20 protein-coding genes are annotated in these 24738 nt (G+C 63.2%); 8 read left to right on the top strand and 12 right to left on the bottom strand.

The window, feature by feature from the left end:
• Positions 1-8 precede the first annotated feature (8 nt).
• On the top strand, positions 9-356 hold the full coding sequence (locus tag ACJ8HN_RS09515) for a DUF1294 domain-containing protein (protein ID WP_033654657.1): 348 nt from the start codon (positions 9-11) through the stop codon (positions 354-356).
• Here the strand turns inward: ACJ8HN_RS09515 and ACJ8HN_RS09510 are convergent, their stop codons facing one another.
• Positions 357-1184, bottom strand: coding sequence for a MurR/RpiR family transcriptional regulator (locus tag ACJ8HN_RS09510; protein ID WP_049234280.1), 828 nt, complete (start codon positions 1182-1184; stop codon positions 357-359).
• A gap of 167 nt (positions 1185-1351) precedes the next feature.
• Here ACJ8HN_RS09510 and ACJ8HN_RS09505 point away from each other — a divergent pair, with 167 nt between their 5' ends.
• Both ACJ8HN_RS09505 and ACJ8HN_RS09500 read left to right on the top strand, forming a co-directional pair.
• Positions 1352-2908: a PTS transporter subunit EIIC gene (locus ACJ8HN_RS09505; protein ID WP_033646655.1), complete on the top strand. Its 1557-nt coding sequence runs from the start codon at positions 1352-1354 to the stop codon at positions 2906-2908.
• Positions 2905-3600, top strand: a complete 696-nt coding sequence (locus tag ACJ8HN_RS09500) for an N-acetylmannosamine-6-phosphate 2-epimerase (protein WP_033646654.1) — start codon at positions 2905-2907, stop codon at positions 3598-3600. The genes ACJ8HN_RS09505 and ACJ8HN_RS09500 overlap by 4 nt, the downstream gene beginning before the upstream one ends.
• A gap of 30 nt (positions 3601-3630) precedes the next feature.
• On the opposite strand, the gene ltaE is transcribed toward ACJ8HN_RS09500, so the two are convergent.
• The 5 genes from ltaE to ACJ8HN_RS09475 all read right to left on the bottom strand — a co-directional run bounded on the left by ltaE (position 3631) and on the right by ACJ8HN_RS09475 (position 10428).
• Positions 3631-4647, bottom strand: coding sequence for a low-specificity L-threonine aldolase (gene ltaE / locus ACJ8HN_RS09495; protein WP_049232911.1), 1017 nt, complete (start codon positions 4645-4647; stop codon positions 3631-3633).
• 76 nt (positions 4648-4723) lie between these two features.
• Positions 4724-6445: a ubiquinone-dependent pyruvate dehydrogenase gene (gene poxB, locus ACJ8HN_RS09490; protein ID WP_033646648.1), complete on the bottom strand. Its 1722-nt coding sequence runs from the start codon at positions 6443-6445 to the stop codon at positions 4724-4726.
• A 198-nt stretch (positions 6446-6643) separates the two neighbouring features.
• A complete protein-coding gene (hcr, locus tag ACJ8HN_RS09485) occupies positions 6644-7645 on the bottom strand; it encodes an NADH oxidoreductase (protein ID WP_048321405.1) in 1002 nt (333 codons plus the stop codon).
• A gap of 56 nt (positions 7646-7701) precedes the next feature.
• Complete coding sequence (gene hcp / locus ACJ8HN_RS09480; RefSeq protein WP_442523309.1) at positions 7702-9351, bottom strand: hydroxylamine reductase; 1650 nt, start codon at positions 9349-9351, stop codon at positions 7702-7704.
• A gap of 180 nt (positions 9352-9531) precedes the next feature.
• A complete protein-coding gene (locus ACJ8HN_RS09475) occupies positions 9532-10428 on the bottom strand; it encodes a lysine exporter LysO family protein (protein ID WP_004928363.1) in 897 nt (298 codons plus the stop codon).
• A 187-nt stretch (positions 10429-10615) separates the two neighbouring features.
• On the opposite strand from ACJ8HN_RS09475, the gene ACJ8HN_RS09470 reads away from it, so the two are divergent.
• On the top strand, positions 10616-12274 hold the full coding sequence (locus tag ACJ8HN_RS09470) for an ATP-dependent endonuclease (protein ID WP_033637834.1): 1659 nt from the start codon (positions 10616-10618) through the stop codon (positions 12272-12274).
• A gap of 17 nt (positions 12275-12291) precedes the next feature.
• On the opposite strand, the gene ACJ8HN_RS09465 is transcribed toward ACJ8HN_RS09470, so the two are convergent.
• The gene (locus tag ACJ8HN_RS09465) at positions 12292-13245 is read right to left on the bottom strand and encodes a VirK/YbjX family protein (protein ID WP_442523308.1); all 954 of its coding nucleotides are present in this window, start codon (positions 13243-13245) and stop codon (positions 12292-12294) included.
• Positions 13246-13439: 194 nt separating this feature from the next.
• On the opposite strand from ACJ8HN_RS09465, the gene macA reads away from it, so the two are divergent.
• Together macA and macB are read left to right on the top strand one after the other, a co-directional pair.
• Positions 13440-14555: a macrolide transporter subunit MacA gene (macA, locus tag ACJ8HN_RS09460; protein ID WP_033637836.1), complete on the top strand. Its 1116-nt coding sequence runs from the start codon at positions 13440-13442 to the stop codon at positions 14553-14555.
• The gene (gene macB, locus ACJ8HN_RS09455) at positions 14555-16501 is read left to right on the top strand and encodes a macrolide ABC transporter ATP-binding protein/permease MacB (RefSeq protein WP_442523307.1); all 1947 of its coding nucleotides are present in this window, start codon (positions 14555-14557) and stop codon (positions 16499-16501) included. The genes macA and macB overlap by 1 nt, the downstream gene beginning before the upstream one ends.
• Positions 16502-16588: 87 nt before the next feature.
• Here the strand turns inward: macB and cspD are convergent, their stop codons facing one another.
• A complete protein-coding gene (cspD, locus tag ACJ8HN_RS09450) occupies positions 16589-16810 on the bottom strand; it encodes a cold shock-like protein CspD (RefSeq protein WP_004928349.1) in 222 nt (73 codons plus the stop codon).
• 355 nt (positions 16811-17165) lie between these two features.
• On the opposite strand from cspD, the gene clpS reads away from it, so the two are divergent.
• Positions 17166-17486, top strand: coding sequence for an ATP-dependent Clp protease adapter ClpS (gene clpS / locus ACJ8HN_RS09445; protein ID WP_004928347.1), 321 nt, complete (start codon positions 17166-17168; stop codon positions 17484-17486).
• A gap of 27 nt (positions 17487-17513) precedes the next feature.
• Positions 17514-19793 carry an ATP-dependent Clp protease ATP-binding subunit ClpA gene (gene clpA / locus ACJ8HN_RS09440; RefSeq protein WP_442523306.1) on the top strand — a complete coding sequence of 760 codons (2280 nt, stop codon included), beginning with the start codon at positions 17514-17516 and terminating at the stop codon, positions 19791-19793.
• 205 nt (positions 19794-19998) lie between these two features.
• Here the strand turns inward: clpA and infA are convergent, their stop codons facing one another.
• The 4 genes from infA to cydD all read right to left on the bottom strand — a co-directional run bounded on the left by infA (position 19999) and on the right by cydD (position 24586).
• Entirely contained in the window at positions 19999-20217 is a 219-nt protein-coding gene (gene infA / locus ACJ8HN_RS09435; protein ID WP_002211347.1) for a translation initiation factor IF-1, read from the bottom strand.
• A gap of 105 nt (positions 20218-20322) precedes the next feature.
• Positions 20323-21048, bottom strand: a complete 726-nt coding sequence (aat, locus tag ACJ8HN_RS09430) for a leucyl/phenylalanyl-tRNA--protein transferase (RefSeq protein ID WP_164098088.1) — start codon at positions 21046-21048, stop codon at positions 20323-20325.
• A 29-nt stretch (positions 21049-21077) separates the two neighbouring features.
• Positions 21078-22817 (bottom strand): heme ABC transporter ATP-binding protein/permease CydC, encoded by a 1740-nt coding sequence (gene cydC, locus ACJ8HN_RS09425; RefSeq protein ID WP_442523305.1) that lies wholly within the window; start codon positions 22815-22817, stop codon positions 21078-21080.
• Positions 22818-22819: 2 nt separating this feature from the next.
• Complete coding sequence (gene cydD / locus ACJ8HN_RS09420) at positions 22820-24586, bottom strand: heme ABC transporter permease/ATP-binding protein CydD (protein ID WP_101428010.1); 1767 nt, start codon at positions 24584-24586, stop codon at positions 22820-22822.
• Positions 24587-24738: the final 152 nt, after the last annotated feature.

Genomic DNA, 24738 nt, shown 5'->3' with positions numbered 1-24738 from the left:
CGGATGCCATGAAGCTCAATGTGATTTGTTACGCCCTGCTGGGCCTGGCGCTGGTCGCCAGCCTGTTCTCGCTGCATCCGGTGTGGATGTGGTTGCTGCTGGCCAACCTGCTGACGTTTCTGATCTACGGCGGCGATAAGCTGGCGGCGCGCAAGGGGTGGCGGCGGGTGCCGGAGGCGACGCTGTTGCTGTTCGGCGCGCTGGGCGGGTGGTTGGGCGCACTGGCGGCACAGCAGCTGTTTCGCCACAAAACCCAGAAGCAGCCGTTTAAAACCTGGTTCATCCTCAGCGTGGCGCTCAACCTGGTGGCGGTGCTGGGGTTGTGGTACTGGGTTTATGGCCGCTGGATCTTCTGATTACAGCAGCAGCGGCAGGGTGGCGCTGGCGGTGGCCTGCATCGCCTGAGCGTAGGCGGGATCGCGCCGAGCCAGTTCGGCGATCATCAACTCCACCAGCAGCATGGCGCCGACCTTGGCCGGCAGGGCGCCGGCGGTCAGCGGCCCTTCCGGTTTGGCCGCCACCAGCAGCGTATCCGCCAGCTTGGCCAGCGGGCTGCGTTGGGTATTGCTGACGGCGATCACGCGTGCGCCGCGCCCTTTGGCCAATGCCACCGCATGCAGCACGTCCTTGGTGGAGCCGGAGCTGGAGATGACGATCAGCAGATCCCGCTCACTCAGCGAGGCGGCGTTCATCGCCGCCCGGTGCATGTCGCTGAACAGCTGCGCCGGTTTGCCGAGGCGCAACAGTTTGTAGTGCAGGAAATCGCCGATGATGGCGCTGGCGGCGACGCCGTAAATCTGCACCGAAGCGCAACGCTGCAGGCTGTCCGCCGCCTGTTGCAGCGCCTGCGGATCCAACAGTGCGCCGGTATCCCGCAGCGCCTGAACGCTCTCTTCCACCAAATTTTCCGCCGCGCTTTGCCGCGTCGCCGCCTCCGGCTGGCTTTGTTGCAGGCTGAGGGCCAGCGCCATTTTAAATTCGGTATAGCCTTTGCAGCCCAGATGGCGGCACAGCCGCGTGACGCTGGCTTCGCTGGTGGCGCTTTCACGCGCCAGTTCGGTGATGGTCAGGTAAACGGCGCGGGAGGGCTGCGCAAGAAGATAGTTGCCGAGCTTTTGCAGCGTGGGGCTGTACCCCGCCAAATCCTGCCGCAGCCGCAATAACAAGTTGCCTGTATTCATCACGTTACCTTTCTGAGTATTCCCGTTTCTATTGTGGCGGAAAGACGCCGCCGCTCGCCAGCGAAATCGACGGATTGTGAAGCCGATCATCGTTATGAATAAAATTTTCATTAAATTAATTTTAATGTGGTAAAAATTTTCATCATCAAAATGATAGCGGGGAAAAATTTATGTCAACACCAGAATTGTCGCGCTCCGGCGGCTGGTTCGAAAAAGCCCAGCTGTTCGGCAAATCGTTCATGCTGCCGATCGCCGTGCTGCCGGCGGCCGGCCTGCTGCTGGGGATCGGCGGTGCGCTGTCCAACCCCAATACCGTCGAGGCGTATCCCTGGCTCGACGTCGGCTGGCTGCAAAGCGTATTTACCGTGATGGCCAGCGCCGGCGCCATCGTGTTCGCCAACCTGGCGGTCCTGTTCGCGGTCGGCGTGGCGGTGGGGTTGGCCAAAAGCGACAAGGGCACGGCGGGGCTGGCCTCGCTGATCGCCTACCTGGTGATGAACGCCACCATCAATGCGCTGTTGAAAATCAACGGCACGCTGGCCGCGCAGAACGCCGGCGCGGTGGGGCAGGGAACGATTCTCGGGATCCAGACGCTGGAGACCGGGGTGTTCGGCGGGGTAGTCATCGGTCTGGTGACCTGGTATCTGCACGGCCGCTACAACAAGATAGCGCTGCCGCCGTTCCTGGGCTTTTTCGGCGGCTCGCGCTTTGTGCCGATCGTCAGCTCGCTGGCGGCGATGGCGGTCGGCGCCCTGATGACCGTGGTGTGGCCGCCTTTCCAACGGCTGATCTTCGGCATGGGCGGCCTGGTGGACGCCAGCGGCTATCTCGGCACCTTTATCTACGGCTTCGTATTGCGCATGCTCGGGCCGTTCGGCCTGCATCACATCTTCTACCTGCCGTTCTGGACCACCGCGCTCGGCGGCAGCGAAGTGATCAACGGACAGCTGGTGGAAGGCACGCAGCGCATTTTCTTCGCCCAGTTGGCCGACCCGAATACGCAGCAGTTCTACATCGGCACGGCGCGCTTCATGTCCGGCCGCTTTATCACCATGATGTTCGGCCTGGTCGGCGCCTGCCTGGCGATGTACCAAAGCGCGCGCCCGGAGAACCGCAAACGCGTCGGCGGGCTGCTGCTGTCGGCGGCGCTGACCTCTTTCCTGACCGGCATCACCGAACCTATCGAATTCTCGTTCCTGTTCATCGCGCCGGCGCTGTACGTGGTGCACGCGCTGTTCGACGGCCTGGCGTTCGCGATCGCGCACATTCTGCATATCACCATCGGCCAGACGTTCTCCGGCGGTTTTATCGATTTCATGCTGTTCGGCGTGCTGCAGGGCGAAGCGAAAACCCACTGGATGTATGTGCCGCTGGTCGGGGTGCCCTGGTTCTTCCTGTACTACTTCACGTTCCGTTTCCTGATCCTGCGCTTCAATTTCAAAACGCCGGGGCGCGAGGTGGAAACCGCGCCGGAAGCGGTGACGACCGGCACCGAACGCTCGCAGCAGGTGCTGGCGGCGCTGGGCGGCAAAGAGAATATCGTCGAACTGGATTGTTGCGCCACGCGGCTGCGCGTGACGGTAAAACAGAGCCGGTTGCTGGACGAAAGCGGGCTGAAGGCCAGCGGCGCGCGGGCGGTGATCGTTCGCGGCAACGGCGTTCAGGTGATCTATGGCCCGCACGTGACCATTATTAAAAACGAAGTCGAGGAGTTGTTGGATTTATGACGCTTTCCATTTTGCAGCAGATTAAGGGCCGGCTGGTGGTGTCTTGCCAGGCGCTGGACGACGAGCCGCTGCACAGCGATTTTATCATGGCGCGCATGGCGCTGGCGGCCGAGCAAGGCGGTGCGGCGGCGATCCGCGCCAACGGCGTCGAAGACGTTAAAGCCATCCTGCGCACGGTGGCGCTGCCGGTGATCGGCATTATCAAGCGCGATTATGCCGGCAGCGATGTCTATATCACGCCGACCCTGCGTGAAATCGATGAGCTGATGACTGCGGCGCCGCAGATGATTGCATTGGACGCTACCGGCCACCGGCGGCCAGGGGAGCTGCAGCTGGCGGCACTGGTTGCCGCGATCCGCGCCAGGTATCCCCGGCTGCTGCTGATGGCGGACATCGCCACCGTGGAAGAAGCGCAAGAGGCTGCCAGGTTGGGGTTCGACTGCGTGGGCACCACGCTGCACGGCTATACCGCCGAAAGCCGGGGCGCCCGACTGGCGGAGGACGATTTCGGCTTTCTGCGTGCGGTGCTGGCGGCGGTGCCGGTGCCGGTCATCGCCGAGGGCAATGTCGAAACGCCGGCGATGGCCGCGCGCTGCCTGGCGCTGGGGGCGCATGCTGTGGTGGTGGGCGGCGCCATTACGCGCCCGCAGCAGATCACCCGCCGCTTTGTCGAGGCCATCGGCGGGCGGTGAAGGGCTCCCCGGCGCGCCGGGGAGGGGAAATCAGGCGTGCTGCTGGAGGAACTCCCGCCACAGCTCGACCACCCGCTGCAGATCCTGACGGCTGACGTCGAGGTGGGTCAGAATGCGCGTCAGCGGGCCGCTGCTGATCAGCACGCCGCGTTCGCGCATCCACGGGCCGAATTTGGCCGCCAGCGCCGGCGGTTGGCGCAGGTACAGCACGTTGGTCTGTGCGCCGGGTTCGACGACCTCCACGCCGATCTGCCGCAGCTGTTGCTCCAGCCAGACCGCGTTGTCATGGTCTTCGCGCAGCCGCGCGACGTTATGCTCCAGCGCGTAGAGGCCGGCCGCCGCCAGGATGCCGGCCTGACGCAGCCCGCCGCCGGTCATCTTGCGCCAGCGCAGCGCGCGCTGAATGAAGGCCTCGCTGCCGCACAGCAGCGACCCGACCGGCGCGCCCAGCCCTTTCGACAGGCAAATGGTGAAGGTGTCGCAGTATTGCACGATCTCTTTCAGCGGCAGGTTCAGCGCCACGGCGGCGTTGAAGATGCGCGCGCCGTCGATATGCAGCGCCAGCTGCCGCTCGCGGGTAAACTGCCACGCCTGCTGCAGGTAGGCCTGCGGCAGGACTCGGCCGCCGATGGTGTTTTCCAGGCTCAGCAGCCGGGTGCGGGCGAAGTGGATATCGTCGGGTTTGATGGCGGCGGCGAGCTTGTCCAGCGGCAGCGTGCCGTCCGCGTCGGCCTCGATCGGCTGCGGCTGGATGCTGCCCAGCACCGCTGCGCCGCCGGCCTCGTATTTATAGTTGTGCGCCTGTTGGCCGACCAGATACTCGTCGCCGCGCTGGCAGTGGCTTAGCAGCGCCACCAGGTTGGCCTGGGTGCCGCTGGGCAAAAACAGCGCCGCCTCTTTGCCCGACAGGCGCACCGCCTCGGCCTCCAGCGCGTTGACCGTCGGGTCATCGCCGTAGACGTCGTCGCCGACCTCTGCCTGAGCCATCGCCTGGCGCATGGCGGCGCTGGGGCGGGTGACGGTGTCGCTGCGTAGATCGATAAGCATAGGGTTCCTGGAATGTAAGGGAGAGGAAAAGGGTACATGGCATCATATACCCTTATTTCACCGGGGGGCAGCTTGCTTAGCGCAGCCAGTTGGTTTTCGCCAGCTCGACCACTTCGTCGCCGCGGCCGTTGATGATGGCGCGCAGCATGTACAGGCTGAAGCCTTTCGCCTGTTCGAACTTGATCTGCGGCGGCATCGCCAGCTCTTGCTTGGCGGTGACCACGTCCAGCAGCGCCGGGCCGGGGTGCGCCAACATCTCCTGCAGCGCGCCGTCCAGATCCGAGGCTTTTTCCACGCGGATGCCCTTGATGCCGGCGGCGTTGGCGATCGCCGCGAAGTCCGGGTTATGCAGATCGGTGCCGTCGGTCAGGTAGCCGCCGGCCTTCATCTCCATCGCCACGAACCCCAGCACGCTGTTGTTGAACACCACGATTTTCACCGGCAGCTTGAGCTGCGCCAGCGACAGGAAATCCCCCATCAGCATGGTGAAGCCGCCGTCGCCGCACATGGCGATCACCTGTTTATCCGGCGCGGTGGCCTGGGCGCCGATCGCCTGCGGCATGGCGTTGGCCATCGAACCGTGGTTGAACGAACCGAGCAGGCGGCGCTTGCCGTTCATTTTCACGTAGCGGGCGGCCCACACCGTCGGCGTGCCGACGTCGCAGGTGAAGATGGCGTCGTCGCTGGCGTACCGGCTGAGCTGCTGCGCCAGATACTGCGGGTGGATCGGCTGGTCGTCGTTGGCGGTCGCCAGCCCGTCGAGATCCTTGCGCGCGTTGCGGTAATGCTCCAGCGCCTTGTCGAGGAACGCCCGGTCGCGCTTGGGCTCCAGCTGCGGCAGCAGAGCGGTGAGGGTGGTGTGGATATCGCCCACCAGCGCCATATTGACCGGGCAGTGCGCGCCGATGCTGCCGGGGTTGATGTCGATCTGAATGATGTTGGCGTTGGTGGGGTAGAACGCGCGGTAGGGGAACTGGGTGCCGAGCAGCACCAGCGTGTCGGCGTTCATCATCGCGTGGTAGCCGGAGGAGAAGCCGATCAGCCCGGTCATGCCGACGCTGTAAGGGTTATCCCATTCGATATGCTCTTTGCCGCGCAGCGCGTGTACCACCGGCGCCTGCAGCAGCTCGGCCAGCTTGACCACCTCATCGTGCGCGCCGGCGCAGCCGCTGCCGCACATTAGGGTGATGTTCTTCGCCTTGTTCAGCGTCTCCGCCAGCTTGTTCAGCTCGCTCATCGGCGGCTGCACCAGCGGCAGCGCCGGGGTATGCCAGGTCAGGGTCGCGTCTTCCGGTGCCATGCGCAGCGCCACATCGCCCGGCAAGACCACCACCGAGACGCCGCGGTTGAGGATCGCCTTGCGCATGGCGATCTCCAGCACGCGCGGCAGCTGTTCCGGGTTGGAAACCAGCTCGCAATAGTGGCTGCATTCGCGGAACAGCTCCTGCGGATGCGTTTCCTGGAAGTAGCCGCTGCCGATTTCGCTGGAAGGAATGTGCGCGGCGATCGCCAGCACCGGCACATGGTTGCGGTGGCAGTCGAACAGCCCGTTGATCAGGTGCAGGTTGCCGGGGCCGCAGGAACCGGCGCACACCGCCAGCTGGCCGGTGAGCTGGGCTTCGGCGCCGGCGGCGAAGGCGGCCACCTCTTCATGGCGGGTGCCCAGCCATTCGATGGTGCCCATGCGGTGCAGGCTGTCGCTAAGGCCGTTGAGCGAATCGCCGGTCACGCCCCAAATGCGTTTTACGCCGGCTTGATCCAGCGTTTTGGCGATCAGTGTGGCTACGGTTTGCTTCATGGTTCCCCCAAACATGGTTTAAAAAACGATGTGTACTCGATCCGGTGAGCGGCAGCAGAACAACTGCAAGCATAGCTTACCGGCGGTGGACGAGATGCGGTCAGGAAGGGTAAAGAGCGTAGGACGGGGGAAGTGTAACCGGGCGGGGAGGGGGGAACTTGCCGATAAATGCCCCATCGCGGCGATGGGGCCAGGGGATCACGCCAGCGTGACGTCGCCCCGCAGCTGGCAACTGCAGGCCAGCACGTAGCCCTGAGCTACCTCTTCTGCGCTCAGCGTCATGGTGCTGGTGGTGGTGTAGTCGCCCTCGAGGATGCGGGTTTTGCACGAGCCGCACACCCCGGCGCGGCAGGCGGCGTTGACCGGCAGGGCATTGGCCTCCATCGCCGCCAGCAGCGTGCTGCCGACCGGCACGCGGAATTCGCGCAGCGGGCGGGCGGCGCGCAGCGTCAGCCCTTCGGTGGCATCGGCCTGCGCCGCCGGCGTGTGGAACTGCTCTTTATGGAAACGCTCGGCCGGCACGCCGAGCCGGCGGCACAACTGCTCCACGTGGTCCATGTAGGGCGCAGGGCCGCAGGTCATCACCGTGCGTTCGGCGATATCCGGCGCCGCCTGCCGCAGCGTCTGTTCATCGATGCGGCCGCTGAGGTAACCGGGTTGCAGATCCCGCTCGGCCATCAGCGTCAGGCGCAGCTGCGGATGGGCGGCGCACAGCGCGCGCCATTGATCGGCGAAAATCGTGTCGGCGGGGGTGCGCACGTTAAAGATCACGGCGATATCGCAGGCCGGACGGTTGGCGGTCAGCCAGCGGCACATCGAGACGATCGGCGTCACGCCGCAGCCGGCGGCCAGCATCAGATAGCGATCGGCCGGGTGGCGCTCGCAGCTGAACTCGCCCTGCGCGTCGGACAGCCACAGCGTGTTGCCGGGCTTGACCTCTTGCGTCAGCCAGCGCGATCCGACGCCGTCCGGCAGGCAGCGCACGCTGATGCTGAGAAAGCGGCTCTGGCCGGGCGAGGAGGAGAGCGTATAGGCGCGCAGCGTCTCCTCGCTGTTGCGGATGCTGACCAGCGCAAACTGGCCCGCCTGATAAGGGTAGAAAACGTCGCATATCAGGTTCAGCGTCCAGACGTCGGCGGTTTCGCGCTGGATGGAATGTACCTGCATGCGGTTCGGGCAAAGCGGAGTGGGTTGAGTCATCGGGGCACCTCAAAAAGCAAAGGGGCCGGCGCAGGCGGCCCCATAACGTAATGGCATCAGGCGAGCAGCGCGTTGATATCCTGCTCGACGGTGGTGATCGGACGCAGGCCGAATTTCTCGTTGAGGATCGCCATCAGGTTGTCGGTCAGGAAGCCCGGCGCGGTCGGGCCGGTGACGATGTTTTTCACCCCCAGCGACAGCAGCGTCAGCAGAATGACGATCGCCTTCTGTTCAAACCACGACAGCACCAGGCTGAGCGGCAGTTCGTTGACGCTGCAGCCGAGCGTGTCCGCCAGCTTGACCGCCAGCATGATGGCGGAATAGGCGTCGTTGCACTGGCCGACGTCCAGCAGGCGCGGCAGCCCTTCCAGCGTGCCGAAGTCCAGCTTGTTGAAACGGTACTTGCCGCAGGCCAGCGTCATGATCAGGCAGTCTTGCGGCACGCTGCGGGCGAAGTCGGTGAAGTAGCTGCGCTCGTCGCGGCTGCCGTCGCAGCCGCCGACCAGGAAGACGTGGCGCAGTTTTTTCTGCGACACCAGATCGATCACCGTGTCGGCGGCGTTCAGCAGCGTCTGGCGGCCGAAGCCGACGGTGATCAGGTGCTCGATCTCGGTGTAAGGGAAGCCGTTCATGCCCTGCGCCTGGCTGATCACGGCGCCGAAGTCGTCGCCCTCCAGATGGTTGACGCCCGGCCAGCCGACGATGCTGCGGGTCCAGATGCGATCGCCGTAGTGGCCGACGTTCGGATCGATGATGCAGTTGGAGGTCATCACGATCGGGCCGGGGAATTTGGCGAACTCCGTCTGCTGGTTCTGCCAGCCGCTGCCGTAGTTGCCCACCAGATGCTTGAATTTTTTCAGTTCCGGATAGCCGTGCGCCGGCAGCATTTCACCGTGGGTGTAGACGTTGACGTTTTGCCCTTCGGTTTGTTCGAGCAGCATGCGCAGATCTTTCAGATCGTGGCCGGAGATCAGAATGGCTTTCCCGGCCACCGGGCGCACGTTGACCGCGCTGGGCTGCGGATCGCCGTAGGCCTGGGTTTCGCCGCGATCGAGGATCGCCATCACGTTGAAGTTCATCTTGCCGATGCCCATGGCGTTGTTCAGCAGGGTGTCGACGTCGCGCGGCCGGGTGCCGAGCCAGGCCATAAAGGCGTGGTAGTCGGCATAGAGCTGCTCGTCGAACTGGCCGAGCACGTGCGCGTGTTCCATATAGGCCGCGGCGCCTTTCAGGCCGTACAGGCACAGCATGCGCAAACCGTGGACGTCGTCGCCGACCTCGGCCTTGTCGCCGTTGAGGGCAAACTGCGCCGCCTGTTGCAGCAGCGCAGGCATATCGTCACCGGCCAGCTGCAGCGCCGCCATCGGGTGATCGACGCGCACGCCGGCATCCAGCAGCCGGCAACGGGCAGCCAGCGAATCGCGCAGCAGCAGAGTTTCACGCGCGTAGCCGATGATGCGCTGGGAGTCGAAGTTGACGTTGGTCAGGGTGGAGAAGAAGGCGCGCGGGGCGAAGCTGTCGATCTCGTGATCGACGATGCCCAGCGAACGCGCCTGCAGCGCCCAGGCGGAGAGGCCCTGTAGCGCCGCCACCAGCAGATCCTGCAGATCGGAGGTTTCCGCCGTCTTGCCGCACATGCCCTGAGCATACGCGCAGCCGTTGCCTGCCGGGGTACGGATGGTTTGTTCACATTGCACACAGAACATAGTCGCTTCCTTTTATTTTTAAAGTTGCATTTGTAATGCTTGTTTAAAAGCATAGATCGGCGATCGGGGTTGCAAAAGGCTTTTGTGCGACTACTGCGGGCAAGTTTGATTTAGCGCAATTTTGCCGTGCGGATGGGAATTATTACGCTTTGGGGGCCGGGCGGCCCCCAGGGGAGAGGATCAGGAGAACAGGGCGATCAGCACCGGCGCCAGCAGGCTCAGCAGGAAGCCGTGCACGATGGCGGGGGGCACCATGTCCAGCCCGCCGCTGCGCTGCAGCACCGGCAGGGTGAAGTCCATCGAGGTGGCGCCGCACAGGCCGAGGGCGGTGGAGCGGCTGCGGCGCACCAGCGTCGGGATCAGCATGATTGCCACCAGCTCGCGCGCCAGATCGTTGAAGAACGCGGCGCTGCCCATTACCGGGCCGTAGGCGTCGGTGATCAGAATGCCCGACAGCGAATACCAGCCGAAGCCGGAGGCCATCGCCAGCCCGGCCTTGACCGGCAGCCCCAGCAATTGCGCCGCCAGCGCGCCGCCGGCCAGAGACGCGACGGTCACCACCAACGCCACCAGCGTGCCGCGGCGGTTGAGCACAATCTGGCGCAGCGTCATGCCGCTGTTGCGCAGCTGAATACCGACCAGCAACAGCAGGAAGATCAGCGCATATTCGCTGCCTTTATGGGCGAACTGCAGCCATTGCCACTGCGTCAGGCCGAGCAGGAAGCCGCCGAGCACCACGCCGCACAGCTTGAGCGACTCCAGCGCCATGTGCACGCGCGAAGGCAGCTTTTCCTGTTTATGGCTGCTGCGCCACGGCATGCGCCGCTCCAGCAGCGCCAGCAACAGCAGATTGGCGCAGAGAATGCAGAAGAAGAACACCGCGCTGTATTGGAAGATCAGCACCAGGTTGCTGCTGAGATCTTCCATGAACGCCAGGCTGATACCCATGAAAAACAGGATCACGTACACCATCCAGCTCAGCAGCCGGTTGATCAGCACCAGCAGCGGGCGATGGCGTAAGGGAATGAGGTAACCGACAATCAGCGGTAACAGAATAATCAACAGTCCTGAGTACATGGTGCAGCTTGTGTCCTTGAGTTTTGGCGCGCGCCGAACGGCGGCGAGGAGCACACGCTAACCAAAAGCCCGGCCGGAGTAAAGCGGCAGATTTGACGTTGGCCGCTTGACCTGCAAGGGGTTTTTTGACCATGCTCTGTGAAGGTCTCCTCATTGAAGAGGCGACGGCGCGCACGGGAGGCGGCGGATGTTCTTGGAGCGTATCGAAATTGTAGGTTTTCGCGGCATTAATCGGCTGTCCCTGATGCTGGACGACAACACGCTGTTGCTCGGCGAAAACGCCTGGGGTAAATCCAGCCTGCTGGATGCGCTGACGCTGCTGCTGGCGCCGGAGCAGAAGCTGTATCGGTTTGAGGCGCACGACTTCCATTTCCCGCCCGGAGAAGAGGCGGCCAAAGAGCGCCACCTGCAGGTGGTGTTCACCTTCTGCGAAAAAGACATCGGCCATGCGCACCTGCCGCGCTATCGCCACCTGACGCCGCTGTGGGTCAAGGGCGAGGATGGCCTGAGCCGCATTCATTACCGCTGCGAAGGCGAGCTGGCCGACGACGGCACGGTGTGCACCTGGCGCGGTTTTCTCGACGCCGACGGCAACGCCTTTCAACTGCACCATATCGAACAGCTGGCCCACGCCATCATCCGCATTCATCCGGTATTGCGCCTGCGCGACGCGCGCTTTATTCGTCGCCTGCGCCCCAGCAGCCTCGGCGATGAACGCAAACCCGATACCCAGGCGCTGGCGCAGCAGTTGGATCAGCTGACGCGCGAGCTGGTGCGCAATCCGCAGAAGCTGACCAACGGCGAACTGCGTCAGGGGCTGGCGGCCATGCAGCAACTGCTGGAGCACTACTTCGCTGAGCAAAGTTCGCAGGTGACGCGGCCGCGCCGCCGCGGCGGCGAACCGGAGCAGGATGCCTGGCGTGCGTTGGACGGCATCAACCGCATGGTGGCCGAACCGAACAGCCGCAGCATGCGCCTGATCCTGCTGGGGATGTTTTCCACCCTGCTGCAGGCCAAGGGCGACGTTAAGCTGGATGCGCATGCACGGCCGCTGCTGCTGGTGGAAGACCCGGAAACTCGTCTGCACCCGATTATGCTGTCGGTGGCCTGGGGGCTGCTCAATCAGCTGCCGCTGCAGCGCATCACCACCACCAACTCCAGCGAACTGGTGTCGCTGGTGCCGGTGGAGCACGTCTGCCGGCTGGTGCGCGAGTCGGGGCGGGTCGCGACCTACCGTCTCGGGCCGCGCGGGCTGAGCGCCGAAGACGGGCGGCGCATCGCGTTTCACATCCGTTTCAACCGGCCGTCGTCGCTGTTCGCCCGCTGCTGGCTGCTGGTGGAGGGCGAGACCGAAGTGTGGCTGCTGAACGAGCTGGCGCGGCAGTGCGGCTACCATTTCGAGGCGGAAGGGGTGCGGGTCATCGAGTTCGCCCAGTGCGGCCTGAAGCCGCTGCTGCGCTTCGCCCGCCGCATGGGCATCGAGTGGCATGCGCTGGTGGACGGCGATGAGGCGGGCAAAAAGTACGCCAATACCGTGCGCAGCCTGCTGGACAATCATGAAGACAACGAACGCGATCGGCTGACCGCGCTGCCGGCGCCGGATATGGAACACTTCATGTTCCGCGAAGGGTTCGGCCCGGTCTATCACCGGATGGCGTCGGTGCCGATCAACGCGCAAATGCCGGTGCGTAAGGTGATCCTGAAAGCGGTCCACCACTCGTCGAAGCCGGATCTGGCGATCGAGGTCGCGATGCAGGCCGGCGAATGGGGCACGGACTCGGTGCCGCCGCTGCTGAAGAAAATGTTCTCACGGGTGATCTGGCTGGCGCGCGGCCGGGCGGACTGACGACGGCCCACCGGGCGTTATCGGGCGCAGAAATGCGCCGCCAATCCCTGTTCCAGCTCGTCCAGCAGCTGATAGCGGCGGCGATACTCGGCGCGCTTCTTGCTGGCAACCTCTTCGAGCGGCTTGCGGGCGATGCGCTCGGGCAGCAGGAAATAGCCGCTGTCGAGCGGTTTGGCGCCCATCGACAGCCAGAACTGATCGTAATCGGCGTGCAGTTGGTCCTTCTTCTTACTCTGGTAACGCCAGTTTTGATAGATATGGGTGGCGTTGCCGACCGCCACGATCTGGCGGATGCCGAGGTGCCGCGCCAGCGTGCAGATGCCTTCCAGCACCAGCCGTTTGGGGAACAGGCCGTGGCACTCTTTGGTGGTGTGCTGGATCTCGGCGTGCGGCACCTCATGGTTTGCGCCCTGCAGGCCGCCGATGAACAGCGTCGGCTGCTGCTGATAATGCATCAGCGCAAAGGTGATCTCCGCCAGCATCACGCCGTTGGCGTTGCGCAGCAGCAGCGTGGCTTCCCCTTCCTTATTCAGCTTGTCGATCGCCGCCAGTTCCAGCGCGATCGGCGCTCCGTTTTTGCCCATCGCGCGGGCCAGCACGAAAGGCTGCGGGCCGAGGTGGCCGAGGCGCATCTTCAGCGGCATGCGCTGTGCGATAAGATCGTAATGATCGCGCAGGGCGAACAGGCATTCGATCTTGCTCATGTTGGCCGCCAGGTACGGGCGATGCAGTTTGCACGGCAGGTTCGGCTGCGCGCTCAGGATCTCCTCCAGCAGCGGGTTGCTGGCCAGGGTGCTGAGCAGGCCGCTGGTGGTGCGCCAGTTGAGCAGCGAACGGCCGAGAAACTTCAGGCGAAACGCGGGCTTTTTCCAGGCGTTGCTTGGCGCCTTTTCGCCATTGATCAGCGCCGTCATCAGTTGCCAGCCGTTAAGCGGCCGGGCGGAGGCGAGTGGGTAGCTGAGCTGTGACATGATGAAATCCTTGGCTGTATTGAATGGCGCTATTTCATCAAGGCTTCACTAAACGGGAGTTCAATGCTGAACTGTAACCAGGCGTGTCTCCACATTGTGTTGAGCTAAGGTTTAGTTATTCCCTACGGTGCGTGCTAATTTAGCTCCGCCGCCGCAATGGGCGGTTGATATTCACAAGCACAGGCAGGTCAATTTTGACAGGGTTTACAGGACATAAACGCCGCTGGATACTCGTTCTGGCGGTCATTGCGGCGCTTGCCGCGGCGGCCGTTTGGCACTTTCGCCATCCGGCGCCAACCGATTTCAAAACGGTGAAAGCCAGCAAACGCGATCTGCAGCAGAACGTGTTGGCGACCGGCCAGCTGGACGCGGTGCGCAAGGTTGACGTCGGCGCGCAGGTCAGCGGGCAGTTGGAAAAGCTGTATGTCGAGATCGGCGACAAGGTGAAGAAAGGCCAGTTGCTGGGCGTTATCGATCCGCAACAGGCGCAGAACAGCATCCGCGAAGGCGAGGCGACGCTGCGTGAACTGCATGCGCAACTGCTGCAGGCGCAGGCCGAACAGCAGCTGGCGGCGGTCACGCTGCAGCGCAACCAGGCGTTGGCCAAGCTGCAGGCGGTGTCGCGCCAGGATCTGGATCAGGCGGCGACGCAGCTGGCGGTGAAGAAAGCGCAGGTGGGCACCATCAATGCGCAGATCGCGCGGAACCAGGCCAGCCTGGATACCGCCAAGATCAACCTGGCCTATACCCGCATCGAGGCGCCGATGGATGGCGACGTGGTGCAGATCACCACGCTGCAGGGCCAGACGGTGATCGCGGCGCAGCAGGCGCCGAACATTCTGACGCTGGCGGATCTCGGCACCATGCTGGTGAAGGCGCAGGTGTCGGAGGCCGACGTCATCAACCTTAAGCCGGGTCAGAAGGCCTGGTTCACGGTGCTGGGCGATCCGACCCGGCGCTTCGACGGCGTGCTGAAAGACATTCAGCCGACGCCGGAAAAGGTCAACAACGCCATCTTCTATTATGCGCGTTTCGAAGTGCCCAACCCGGAAAGGCTGCTGCGCTTGCAAATGACGGCGCAGGTGCATATTCAGTTGGCCGGCGTCGAGCAGGCGCTGGTGATCCCGCTGGCGGCGCTGGGCGATCAGATCGCCGACAATCGCTACCACGTCTCGGTGCTGAAGCAGGGCAAGGAAGAGAAGCGCGAGGTGGCCATCGGCCTGCGCAACAATATCGACGTGCAGATCCTCAGCGGCCTCGAGGCGGGCGATGAGGTGATCGTCAGCCGCGGCGGCGTGGAGGCCGGCTGATGGCGGCGCTGTTGCAGCTGAGCGGCATCCGCCGCAGCTACCGTTCCGGCGAGCAGACGGTGGAGGTGATGAAGGGGATCAGCCTGAGCATCGACGCCGGTGAAATGGTGGCGATCATGGGGGCCTCCGGCTCCGGCAAATCGACGCTGATGAACATTCTCGGCTGTCTGGACAAGCCGAGCGCCGGCGTGTATCGGGTGGCAGGGCAGGATGTGGCGACGCTGAGCGACGATGCGCTGGCGCAGCTGCGGCGCGAGCATTTCGGCTTTATCTTTCAGCGCTATCATCTGCTGCCGCACCTGAGCGCGGCGCACAACGTCGAAGTGCCGGCGGTGTACGCGGGGCTGGGCAAAGCGGCGCGGCGCGAGCGGGCGGAGGCGCTGTTGCGGCGTCTGGGGCTGGGGGAGCGCGTCAACTACCGGCCGAGCCAGCTTTCCGGCGGCCAGCAGCAGCGCGTCAGCATCGCCCGCGCGCTGATGAACGGCGGGCAGGTGATCCTGGCGGATGAACCGACCGGCGCGCTCGACAGCCACTCCGGCGAAGAGGTGATGGCGATCCTCAAACAGCTGTGCGCCCAGGGCCACACGGTGATCCTGGTGACCCACGATCCGGCGGTAGCGCGCCAGGCGGAGCGGATCATCGAGATCCGCGACGGCGAGATTATCGCCGATTCGCGTCCGGCACCGCAGGAGAATGCGCAGGCCAAGCCGTTGGCGCTGGCCGCGGCGGCGGCTTCCTGGCGGCAGGTGGGCGGCCGTTTCCGCGAGGCGCTGGTGATGGCCTGGCGTGCGATGGCGGCCAACAAGATGCGCACCGCGCTGACCATGCTCGGCATCATTATCGGCATCGCCTCGGTGGTGTCGATCCTGGTGATCGGCGACGCCGCCAAGCAGATGGTGCTGGCGGACATTAAATCTATCGGCACCAACACCGTCGATATCTATCCCGGCAAGGACTTCGGCGATGACGATCCGACCTACCGGCAATCGTTGAAATACGGCGATCTCGATGCGCTGCGCGAACAGCCGTACATCAGCGCGCTGTCGCCGAGCATCAGCAGCAGCATGCGGCTGCGCTTGGGCAACGTCGACGCGGCGGCCAACGTCAACGGCGTCAGCGAGCAGTTCTTCCGCGTGTACGGCATGAGCTTTACCCAGGGCGTCGGCATCGACTCGATGCAGGTGCAGTCGCAGGCGCAGACGGTGGTGATCGACGCCAATACCCAGCGGCGGCTGTTCCCGCACCAGAAGAACGTGGTGGGCGAGGTGATCCTGGTAGGCAACATGCCGGCGACGGTGGTCGGCGTGGCCAAGGAGAAGCAGTCGATGTTCGGCAGCAGCAAGACGCTGAACGTGTGGGTGCCTTACAGCACCATGGCCAACCGATTGATGGGCAACAATTATTTTGACTCGATCACCGTGCGCATCCGCGACGGCTACGACAGCAAGGAAGCGGAACAGCAGCTGTCGCGCCTGTTGACGCTGCGCCACGGCAAGAAGGACTTCTTCACCTATAACATGGACAGCCTGGTGCAAACCGCCGAGAAAACCACCCGCACGCTGCAGCTGTTCCTGACGCTGGTGGCGGTGATTTCGCTGGTGGTCGGCGGCATCGGCGTGATGAACATCATGCTGGTGTCGGTGACCGAACGCACGCGCGAGATCGGCATCCGCATGGCGGTGGGTGCCCGTTCCGGCGACGTGTTGCAGCAGTTCCTGATCGAGGCGGTTCTGGTCTGCCTGGTGGGGGGCGCGCTGGGGATTACGCTGTCGTTCGCCATCGGCCTGGCGGTGCAGCTGGTATTGCCGGGCTGGCAGATCAGCTTCCCGCCGGCGGCGTTGCTGAGTGCGTTCCTCTGTTCCACCGGCATCGGCGTGGTGTTCGGCTATCTGCCGGCGCGCAATGCCGCGCGGCTGAATCCGATCGATGCGCTGGCGCGCGAGTAGGTAACAGGCATAAAAAATGCCAGTCACACGGCGGCTGGCATTTTTATCGCAGTCACGCTCAGTGCAGCGCGACTTTGCCGGAAGCGTTTAGGACAGCGCCTCGCTTTCCACCGGCACAATAAGACTGGCATGGTTCCCTTTCGGCCCTTGATGCACGTCGAAGCTGACCTGCTGGCCCGCCTTCAACGTTCTGTAACCATCCATCTTGATGGTGGAATAATGCGCGAAAATATCTTCGCCGCCGCCGGCTGGGCAGATGAAGCCAAAACCTTTGGCGTTGTTAAACCATTTAACAGTACCCGTCTCCATGCTTTTACATCCCTCGCAACGCTATTTTAAGTGAGATGAATAACTGATTTCGCACCCGCCGTGGGCGGGTAGCAGGGTGGACAAGGGGTGGTTAAAAGACCACCAGCCACGAATTTACACTCTAGAGCAAATGATCGGGGCGTCAAGGGATCGGCTTTTGTCGGCGGGGAGCAGTTCACCAAAGTTTGAAGCAGGTAACGCTATTGCCACGATTCAGTCACAATTGGCCCGTTTTTTTGCGCACGTTACAGTGCGGCGGGACGAAGCCGAAGATGATAAAATAGTAACTATCCCCACTTTGAATAACCGAAACCTGCCCCCATATCTGAGGGCAGAGCAGAGAAGATGAGCAGCGATGGGCAATAACAACGACTGGCTAAACTTTGAACACTTGGCCGAAGAAAAACAAATCGATGCGGTAAAACCGCCGTCTATGTATAAAGTTATACTTAACAACGACGATTACACACCGATGGAATTTGTGATTGACGTTCTGCAAAAGTTCTTTTCTTATGATATTGAACGCGCAACGCAACTGATGCTCACGGTCCACTATCAAGGCAAGGCGATCTGTGGTGTTTTTACCGCCGAGGTGGCGGAAACCAAAGTCGTCCATGTGAACCGGTACGCAAGGGAGAACGAGCATCCGTTGCTTTGTACGCTGGAAAAAGCCTGAATAAGGCAATCTATTGGGGAGGTGCTTATGCTCAATCAAGAACTGGAACTCAGTCTCAACATGGCTTTCGCCAGGGCGCGTGAGCACAGACACGAGTTTATGACCGTGGAGCACCTGTTGCTGGCGTTGCTGAGCAACCCTGCCGCGCGAGAAGCGCTTGAGGCATGTACGGTGGATCTGGCCGCGTTGCGCCAGGAGCTGGAAGCCTTCATCGAACAAACCACACCGACGCTGCCCGCCGGCGAAGAAGAGCGCGACACTCAGCCGACGCTCAGCTTCCAGCGCGTGCTGCAGCGCGCGGTCTTCCATGTGCAATCTTCCGGCCGCAGCGAAGTGTCCGGCGCCAACGTGTTGGTGGCCATCTTCAGCGAGCAGGAGTCGCAGGCGGCCTATCTGCTGCGCAAACACGACGTCAGCCGTCTCGACGTGGTGAACTTCATTTCACATGGCACGCGTAAAGACGAGCCGGGCCAAGCGCCGAATGCGGAAAACCCGGTGAACGAAGAGCAGTCCGGAGGGGAAGACCGTATGGAAAACTTCACCACCAACCTCAATCAGTTGGCCCGTGTGGGCGGCATCGATCCGTTGATCGGCCGCGATCGTGAGCTGGAGCGCGCGATTCAGGTGCTGTGCCGCCGTCGTAAAAACAACCCGCTGCTGGTCGGCGAATCCGGCGTCGGCAAGACCGCCATCGCCGAGGGCCTGGCCTGGCGTATCGTGCAGGGCGACGTGCCGGAAGTGATGGCGGAGTGCACGCTGTATTCGCTGGACATCGGTTCACTGCTGGCCGGCACCAAATACCGCGGCGACTTCGAGAAGCGCTTCAAGGCGCTGCTCAAGCAGCTGGAGCAGGATCAGAACAGCATTCTGTTCATCGATGAAATTCACACCATCATCGGCGCCGGCGCGGCTTCCGGTGGGCAGGTGGATGCCGCCAACCTGATCAAACCGCTGCTGTCGAGCGGCAAGATCCGGGTGATCGGCTCGACCACCTACCAGGAGTTCAGCAACATCTTCGAAAAGGATCGTGCCCTGGCGCGCCGTTTCCAGAAGATTGACATCACCGAACCGACGGCGGAAGAGACCGTTCAGATCATCAACGGCCTGAAGACCAAGTATGAAGCGCACCACGACGTGCGTTATACCGCCAAGGCGATCCGCGCCGCGGTGGAGCTGTCGGTGAAATACATCAACGATCGTCATCTGCCGGACAAGGCGATCGACGTGATCGACGAGGCGGGCGCCCGCAGCCGGTTGATGCCGGCCAGCAAGCGCAAGAAAACCGTCAACGTGGCCGATATCGAATCCGTGGTGGCGCGCATCGCTCGCATCCCGGAGAAAACCGTGTCGGCCAGCGATCGCGACGTGCTGAGAAACCTGGGCGATCGCCTGAAGATGCTGGTGTTCGGCCAGGATCAGGCGATCGAAGCGCTGACCGAAGCGATCAAGATGAGCCGCGCCGGCCTGGGCCACGAGCGCAAGCCGGTCGGTTCCTTCCTGTTCGCCGGGCCGACCGGGGTCGGGAAAACCGAGGTCACCGTACAGTTGGCCAAGGCGATGGATATCGAGCTGCTGCGTTTCGACATGTCCGAGTACATGGAGCGGCATACCGTCAGCCGTCTGATTGGCGCGCCTCCGGGCTATGTTGGTTACGATCAGGGCGGGCTGCTGACCGATGCGGTGATCAAGCATCCGCATGCGGTGGTGCTGCTCGATGAGATCGAGAAGGCGCACCCGGACGTGTTCAACCTGCTGCTGCAGGTGATGGACAACGGCACGCTGACCGACAACAACGGCCGCAAGGCGGACTTCCGCAACGTGATCCTGGTGATGACCACCAACGCCGGGGTGCGGGAAACCGAACGCAAATCGATCGGCCTGGTGCAGCAGGACAACAGCACCGACGCGATGGAAGAGATCAAGAAGGTGTTTACGCCGGAGTTCCGCAACCGTCTGGACAACATCATCTGGTTCAACCATCTGTCTACCGAGGTGATCCAGCAGGTGGTCGACAAGTTTATCGTCGAACTGCAGGCGCAGCTGGATGCGAAGGGCGTCTCGCTGGAAGTGAGCGACGAAGCGCGCGACTGGCTGTCGGTGAAGGGCTACGACCGCGCGATGGGCGCTCGTCCGATGGCGCGCGTCATGCAGGAAAATCTGAAGAAACCGTTGGCCAACGAACTGCTGTTCGGCTCGCTGGTGGACGGCGGCTCCGTGAAGGTCGAGCTGGACAAGGACAAGAAACAGCTGACCTACCACTTCCTCAGCGCCGCCAAGCGCAAGGCGGACGAGGGCGCGGTGCACTAAGGCCGCCTTCAGGCAAAGAAAAAGCGATGCTTCGGCATCGCTTTTTTTATGGGTGAGATTCACCGTACAACAGAAACGAGTGAGCCCTCTCAGTTTACCTGCGCACCTGCAACCCGTTGTGTAACGTCGCTGCGGGGGTAAACGGAAAGGGCTCCCGAGGGATTACATCCTCGATGCCGCCAACGTGTGGCGCGCGGTGAGCCGATTAACGGCTACGGAAGACAATGCGGCCTTTGCTCAGGTCGTACGGGGTCAGCTCTACAGTGACTTTGTCGCCCGTCAGGATGCGGATATAGTTTTTACGCATTTTACCGGAGATGTGTGCGGTTACCACGTGCCCGTTTTCCAATTCAACGCGGAACATGGTGTTCGGCAGCGTATCAAGAACGGTGCCCTGCATTTCAATATTGTCTTCTTTGGCCATCGAATCCTCTAGGTCTAACTACCTTAGTTTTTAACCGGCAAGATAATGCCGAAAAACCCCCATTATGTAAAGATGTGTCGGTGAACATTGCACCGTTTCCACCAATTAGTTTACTGGAGAGGGCGGTTCAGCCGGCTGTGGGGATATGACTTGCGGCTCCCAGCACGCCGGCACCAAAGGCCGCCGTTGAAGGGTGCTGAGCTGCTGCAAAAATTGACGGCGCGGAATTTCACGCGCGCCAAGGCGGGCAGTGTGAGCGTTCAGCACCTGGCAGTCAATCAATTCCCCGCCATAAGCGGCAAAATGGCGGCAAAAGGCCATCAATGCGCATTTTGAGGCGTTGGTGACGCGGCTGAACATCGATTCGCCGCAGAACAACGCGCCCTGCGCCACGCCATACATGCCGCCGACCAGTTGATTATCCTGCCATACCTCCACCGAGTGCGCGTAGCCGAGGCGGTGCAGATGCTGATAGGCGCGCTGCACCTCCGGGCCGATCCAGGTGCCTTCATCCGGCCGGTGGGCGCAGGCGGCGATCACCGCGGCGAAGTCGTGATTGAGCGTGATGCGAAACGGATCGTGGCGCAAAAAGCGTTTCAGGCTGCGGTTGAGATGAAACTCTGTCGGGAACAGCACCGCACGCGGATCGGGCGACCACCACAGGATGGCTTCCCCCGGCGAATACCAGGGGAAGATGCCGCGCTCGTAGGCCGCCAGCAGCCGCGGCGCCGTCAGGTCGCCGCCGATAGCCAGCAGGCCGTTAGGGTCGCGCAGGGCGCTTTCAGGCGAGGGGAACGCCAGCGACTGTGGGGAAAGCTTCACGATGCGCATACGGGGTCTCTGCGTCCTCTACGGGCCGATTACGGCGCCAGGTTGCTGATACGGTTGCGAAAGCGGGCATAGCGGCCCTGCCGGCGCATCAGGGTGGCGTGATCGCCCTGTTCGACAATCCGGCCGTCGTCCATTACGCAAATGCGGTCGAGATGCTCCAGGCCGTACAGACGGTGCGTCACCAGGATCAGCGTCTTACCCTGACAATGCCGGCGCAGCAGCGCCAGGATCTGCTGCTCGGTTTCGGCGTCCAGCCCTTCGGTCGGTTCGTCGAGCAGCAGCAGCGGGGCCGGGTGCAGCAGCGCGCGGGCGATGCCCAGGCGGCGCTGTTCGCCGCCGGACAGCTGCCGGCCGCCTTCGCCCAGCCAGGCGTTCAGCCCGCCGTCGCTGTCCAGCAATTTATCCAGCCCCACCTGTCGCAGCACCTCGCTCAGGCGAGCGTCGTCGGCATCCGGCGCGGCCAGCCGCAGGTTTTCCCGCAGCGTATCGCTGAAGATATGCACCCGCTGGCTGACGACCGTGCTCATCCGACGCAGCGTGGCTTCATCATAATCCTCCAGCGGTTCGCCGTTGAGCAGAATTTTTCCGCCGTCGGTGCGCCAGGCGCGGGTCAGCAACTGCAGCAGGGTGGACTTGCCGCAGCCGGTGCGGCCGAGCAAAGCGATGTGTTCGCCGGCCGCGACCTCGAGCGTGACGTCGCGCAGCACCGGCTGCGGTTGGTCGGGGTAGGTGAAGCTCAGCTGTTGCAGGCTAAGCTGAGCCCGATCGGCGGCGGCCGGGCCGGCGGCCGGGAAGGTGACCTCCGGCTGACGATCGATGATCTGCTTGACCCGCGTGGCGGAGGCAATGACCTGGCCGAGGTGCTGGAAGGCGCCGGCGACCGGCATCAGCGCTTCGAACGACGCCAGCGCGGCGAAGACAAACAGCGCGATCAGCGCGCCGGGCTGGGTATCGCCGCCGATGCCGGCGGCGGTCAGCCACAGCAGCAGCGTTACCGTCAGCCCGCTGGCGAGGATCATCAGCGCCTGCGCCTTGCCGCTCAGCGAGGCCTGCTGCCACTGGCGGCGTTGCCACCGCTGTTCGGTGGCGTTCAGCGTCTGGCGGAAGTCGTTGACGGCGCCGAACACCACCAGCTCCGCCTGCCCCTGCAGCCAGGCGGTCATGTCGGTGCGGTATTGGCCGCGCAGCGCGGTAAGCTGGCCGCCGATCGGCTTGCCGGCGCAATAAAACACCGGCGGCACCAGCAGCAACAACAGCAACAGGATGCCGCCCAGCGTCAGGGCGAGCGCAGGATCCAGCCAGCTCAGGCCGTAGGTGACCACCAGGATCACCACCGCTGCGCTGATCAGCGGCGAGATCACCCGCAGATAAAGATGATCCAGCGTGTCCACGTCCGCCACCAGGCGGTTGAGCAGCTCGGCCTGGCGGAAACGGGCGATGCCGCCCGGCGTCAGCGGCAGGATCTTGCTGAAGGTGAACACCCGCAGATGCGACAGCACGCGGAAGGTGGCGTCGTGGCTGACCACGCGCTCGGCATAGCGCCCGGCGGTGCGGAAGATCGCCGCGCCGCGCACGCCGGCGGCCGGCAGCATGTAGTTAAAGGTCAGCAGGCCCGCCAGTCCGGCCAGCGACGAGGCGGCCAGGAACCAGCCGGAGAGCGCCAGCAGGCCGATGCTGGCCAGCAGAGTGACGATCGCCAAGAGGATGCCGAGGCTAATCAGCAGGCTATGGCGGCGGTACAACGCCAAAAACGGCAGCAAAACGCGCATGATTAAAGCTCCCCGCGGCGATGGGCGATCAGAGTGGCGAACAGGCCCGGCTGGGCGCTGAGGGTGGCGTAATCGCCCTGTTGCACGATGCGCCCGTTATCCATCACCCAAATCTGATCGTAGTCTTCGGTGTCTTCCAACTGGTGCGTCACCAGCAGGGTGGTTTGCTGATGCGAAGCGGCGTTCAACGCCTGCATCACCCGCTGCTCGCTGTGGGCATCGAGGCTGGCGGCCGGTTCATCCAGCAGCAGCAGGCGGCGCGGGCCGATCAGTGCCCGGGCGACCGCCACGCGCTGCGCCTGGCCGACCGACAGGCGGGCGGCGTTGTCGCCCACTTCGGTGTCGAGCCCCTGCGGCAGATAAGGGAGCAATTCGCTGACGTAGGCGTGTTCCACCGCCTGCTGCAGCTGCGCTTCGTCGGCCAGCGGGCAGCCCAGCAGGATATTGGCGCGCAGGGTTTGCGCCGGCAGGTGCGGGTTCTGACCGACCCAGCTCAGCTGCTGGCGCCAGTTTTCTGCGGACAGGTCACGCAGCTCGACGCCGTTGACGGTCAGCGATCCGCGATAGGGCAGGAAGCCGAGCAGCAGATTGAGCAGTGAACTTTTGCCGGCGCCGCTCAGCCCGACCAGCGCCACGCGCTGCTGTGGTTGCAGGGTGAAGTTCAGCGGCCCGGCCAGCAGCACGCCGTTCGGCGACAGGATTTCCAACGCGTTCGCCTGCAGCGTCAGCGGTTGATCGGCGGGCAGTTGCCGCGTGCCGTTGCCCATCTGCTCGCCTTCGGCGCTGAGGAAGGTTTCCAGCGCTTCCGCCGCGCCGACCGCCTGCGCCTTGGCATGGTAGAAGGTGCCGAGATCGCGCAGCGGTTGGAAAAACTCCGGCGCCAGAATCAACACCAGAAAACCGGAAAACAGCGTTACGCCGAGGCCGTAGCTGCCGAAGTTGAGTTCGCCGAGGTAGGAAAAGCCGAAGTACACCGCCACCACGGCGATGGAGATCGAAGCGAAGAACTCCAGCACGCCGGAAGAGAGGAAGGCCATGCGCAGCACTTCCATGGTGCGGCTGCGGAAGTCTTCGGAAGATTTGGCGATCTGCGCGGTTTCGGCCTGCGCGCGGCCGAACAGCCGCAGGGTGTCCAGGCCGCGCAGGCGGTCGAGGAAGTTGCCGCTCAATCGCGCCAGCGCCACGAAGTTGCGGCGGTTGGCGTCGGCGGCCCCCATGCCGACCAGCACCATGAACAGCGGGATCAGCGGCGCGGTCGCCAGCAGAATGATGCCTGCGGCCCAATTGATCGGGAAGACGGCGATCAGGATCAGCAGCGGGATGAAGACCGCCAGATACATCTGCGGCAGATAGCGCGAGTAATAGTCCTGCATATCCTCGATCTGCTCGACGATGATGCTGGCCCAACTGCCCGCCGGTTTGCCCTGGATCCAGGCCGGCCCGAGCTGCTGCAGCTTATCCAGCACCTGTTGGCGCATGCGCTGGCGGATCACCTGGCCACACCGGAAACCGACCCGTTCCCGCAGCCAGCTTAACAGCGCCCGCAGCGCGAACGCGGCGGCCAGCCAGATAAACGAAGGGATCAGCTGTTCGCGTGGGGTATGCTCGATGATCAGGGCGTGCAGCAGGCTGGCCAACAGCCACGCCTGCGCCACGATCAGCAGGCCGCTGAACAGCCCCAACAACATAGAAAGGCGCAACCAACGCTGCGCTAACGAACTCTGGGTTTTAAGCCAACGGGTTAACTGTTGCTGTCTGGTTTTTTTCATCAGATATGCGTCTGCGTCGCCGGCGCCCGTTTGTTACGGGCTGGGTTAACGTACTGTTAAATAATAGTGTTTGGCGCAATCGGCGACAAACAAGCGAGGCCCCATGTTACCTCGTCACCCGGCAGACTGAAAATAATAAAGCGGCCAAATGT

It is taken from the genome of Serratia sp. CY29653 (genome assembly GCF_052169255.1).
Classification (GTDB): Bacteria; Pseudomonadota; Gammaproteobacteria; order Enterobacterales; family Enterobacteriaceae; genus Serratia; species Serratia sarumanii.
The sequence above is the reverse complement of the archived record's forward strand: the minus strand, read 5'-3'. Positions and strand labels throughout refer to the sequence as shown.

Coding starts and splice junctions, on each gene's coding strand:
- ACJ8HN_RS09515 (WP_033654657.1), top strand. CDS start 9: ATGAAGCTCAATGTGATTTGTTACGCCCTGCTGGGCCTGGCGCTGGTC.
- ACJ8HN_RS09505 (WP_033646655.1), top strand. CDS start 1,352: ATGTCAACACCAGAATTGTCGCGCTCCGGCGGCTGGTTCGAAAAAGCC.
- ACJ8HN_RS09500 (WP_033646654.1), top strand. CDS start 2,905: ATGACGCTTTCCATTTTGCAGCAGATTAAGGGCCGGCTGGTGGTGTCT.
- ltaE (WP_049232911.1), bottom strand. CDS start 4,647: ATGCTTATCGATCTACGCAGCGACACCGTCACCCGCCCCAGCGCCGCC.
- poxB (WP_033646648.1), bottom strand. CDS start 6,445: ATGAAGCAAACCGTAGCCACACTGATCGCCAAAACGCTGGATCAAGCC.
- hcr (WP_048321405.1), bottom strand. CDS start 7,645: ATGACTCAACCCACTCCGCTTTGCCCGAACCGCATGCAGGTACATTCC.
- hcp (WP_442523309.1), bottom strand. CDS start 9,351: ATGTTCTGTGTGCAATGTGAACAAACCATCCGTACCCCGGCAGGCAAC.
- ACJ8HN_RS09475 (WP_004928363.1), bottom strand. CDS start 10,428: ATGTACTCAGGACTGTTGATTATTCTGTTACCGCTGATTGTCGGTTAC.
- ACJ8HN_RS09470 (WP_033637834.1), top strand. CDS start 10,616: ATGTTCTTGGAGCGTATCGAAATTGTAGGTTTTCGCGGCATTAATCGG.
- ACJ8HN_RS09465 (WP_442523308.1), bottom strand. CDS start 13,245: ATGTCACAGCTCAGCTACCCACTCGCCTCCGCCCGGCCGCTTAACGGC.
- macB (WP_442523307.1), top strand. CDS start 14,555: ATGGCGGCGCTGTTGCAGCTGAGCGGCATCCGCCGCAGCTACCGTTCC.
- cspD (WP_004928349.1), bottom strand. CDS start 16,810: ATGGAGACGGGTACTGTTAAATGGTTTAACAACGCCAAAGGTTTTGGC.
- clpS (WP_004928347.1), top strand. CDS start 17,166: ATGGGCAATAACAACGACTGGCTAAACTTTGAACACTTGGCCGAAGAA.
- clpA (WP_442523306.1), top strand. CDS start 17,514: ATGCTCAATCAAGAACTGGAACTCAGTCTCAACATGGCTTTCGCCAGG.
- infA (WP_002211347.1), bottom strand. CDS start 20,217: ATGGCCAAAGAAGACAATATTGAAATGCAGGGCACCGTTCTTGATACG.
- aat (WP_164098088.1), bottom strand. CDS start 21,048: ATGCGCATCGTGAAGCTTTCCCCACAGTCGCTGGCGTTCCCCTCGCCT.
- cydC (WP_442523305.1), bottom strand. CDS start 22,817: ATGCGCGTTTTGCTGCCGTTTTTGGCGTTGTACCGCCGCCATAGCCTG.
- cydD (WP_101428010.1), bottom strand. CDS start 24,586: ATGAAAAAAACCAGACAGCAACAGTTAACCCGTTGGCTTAAAACCCAG.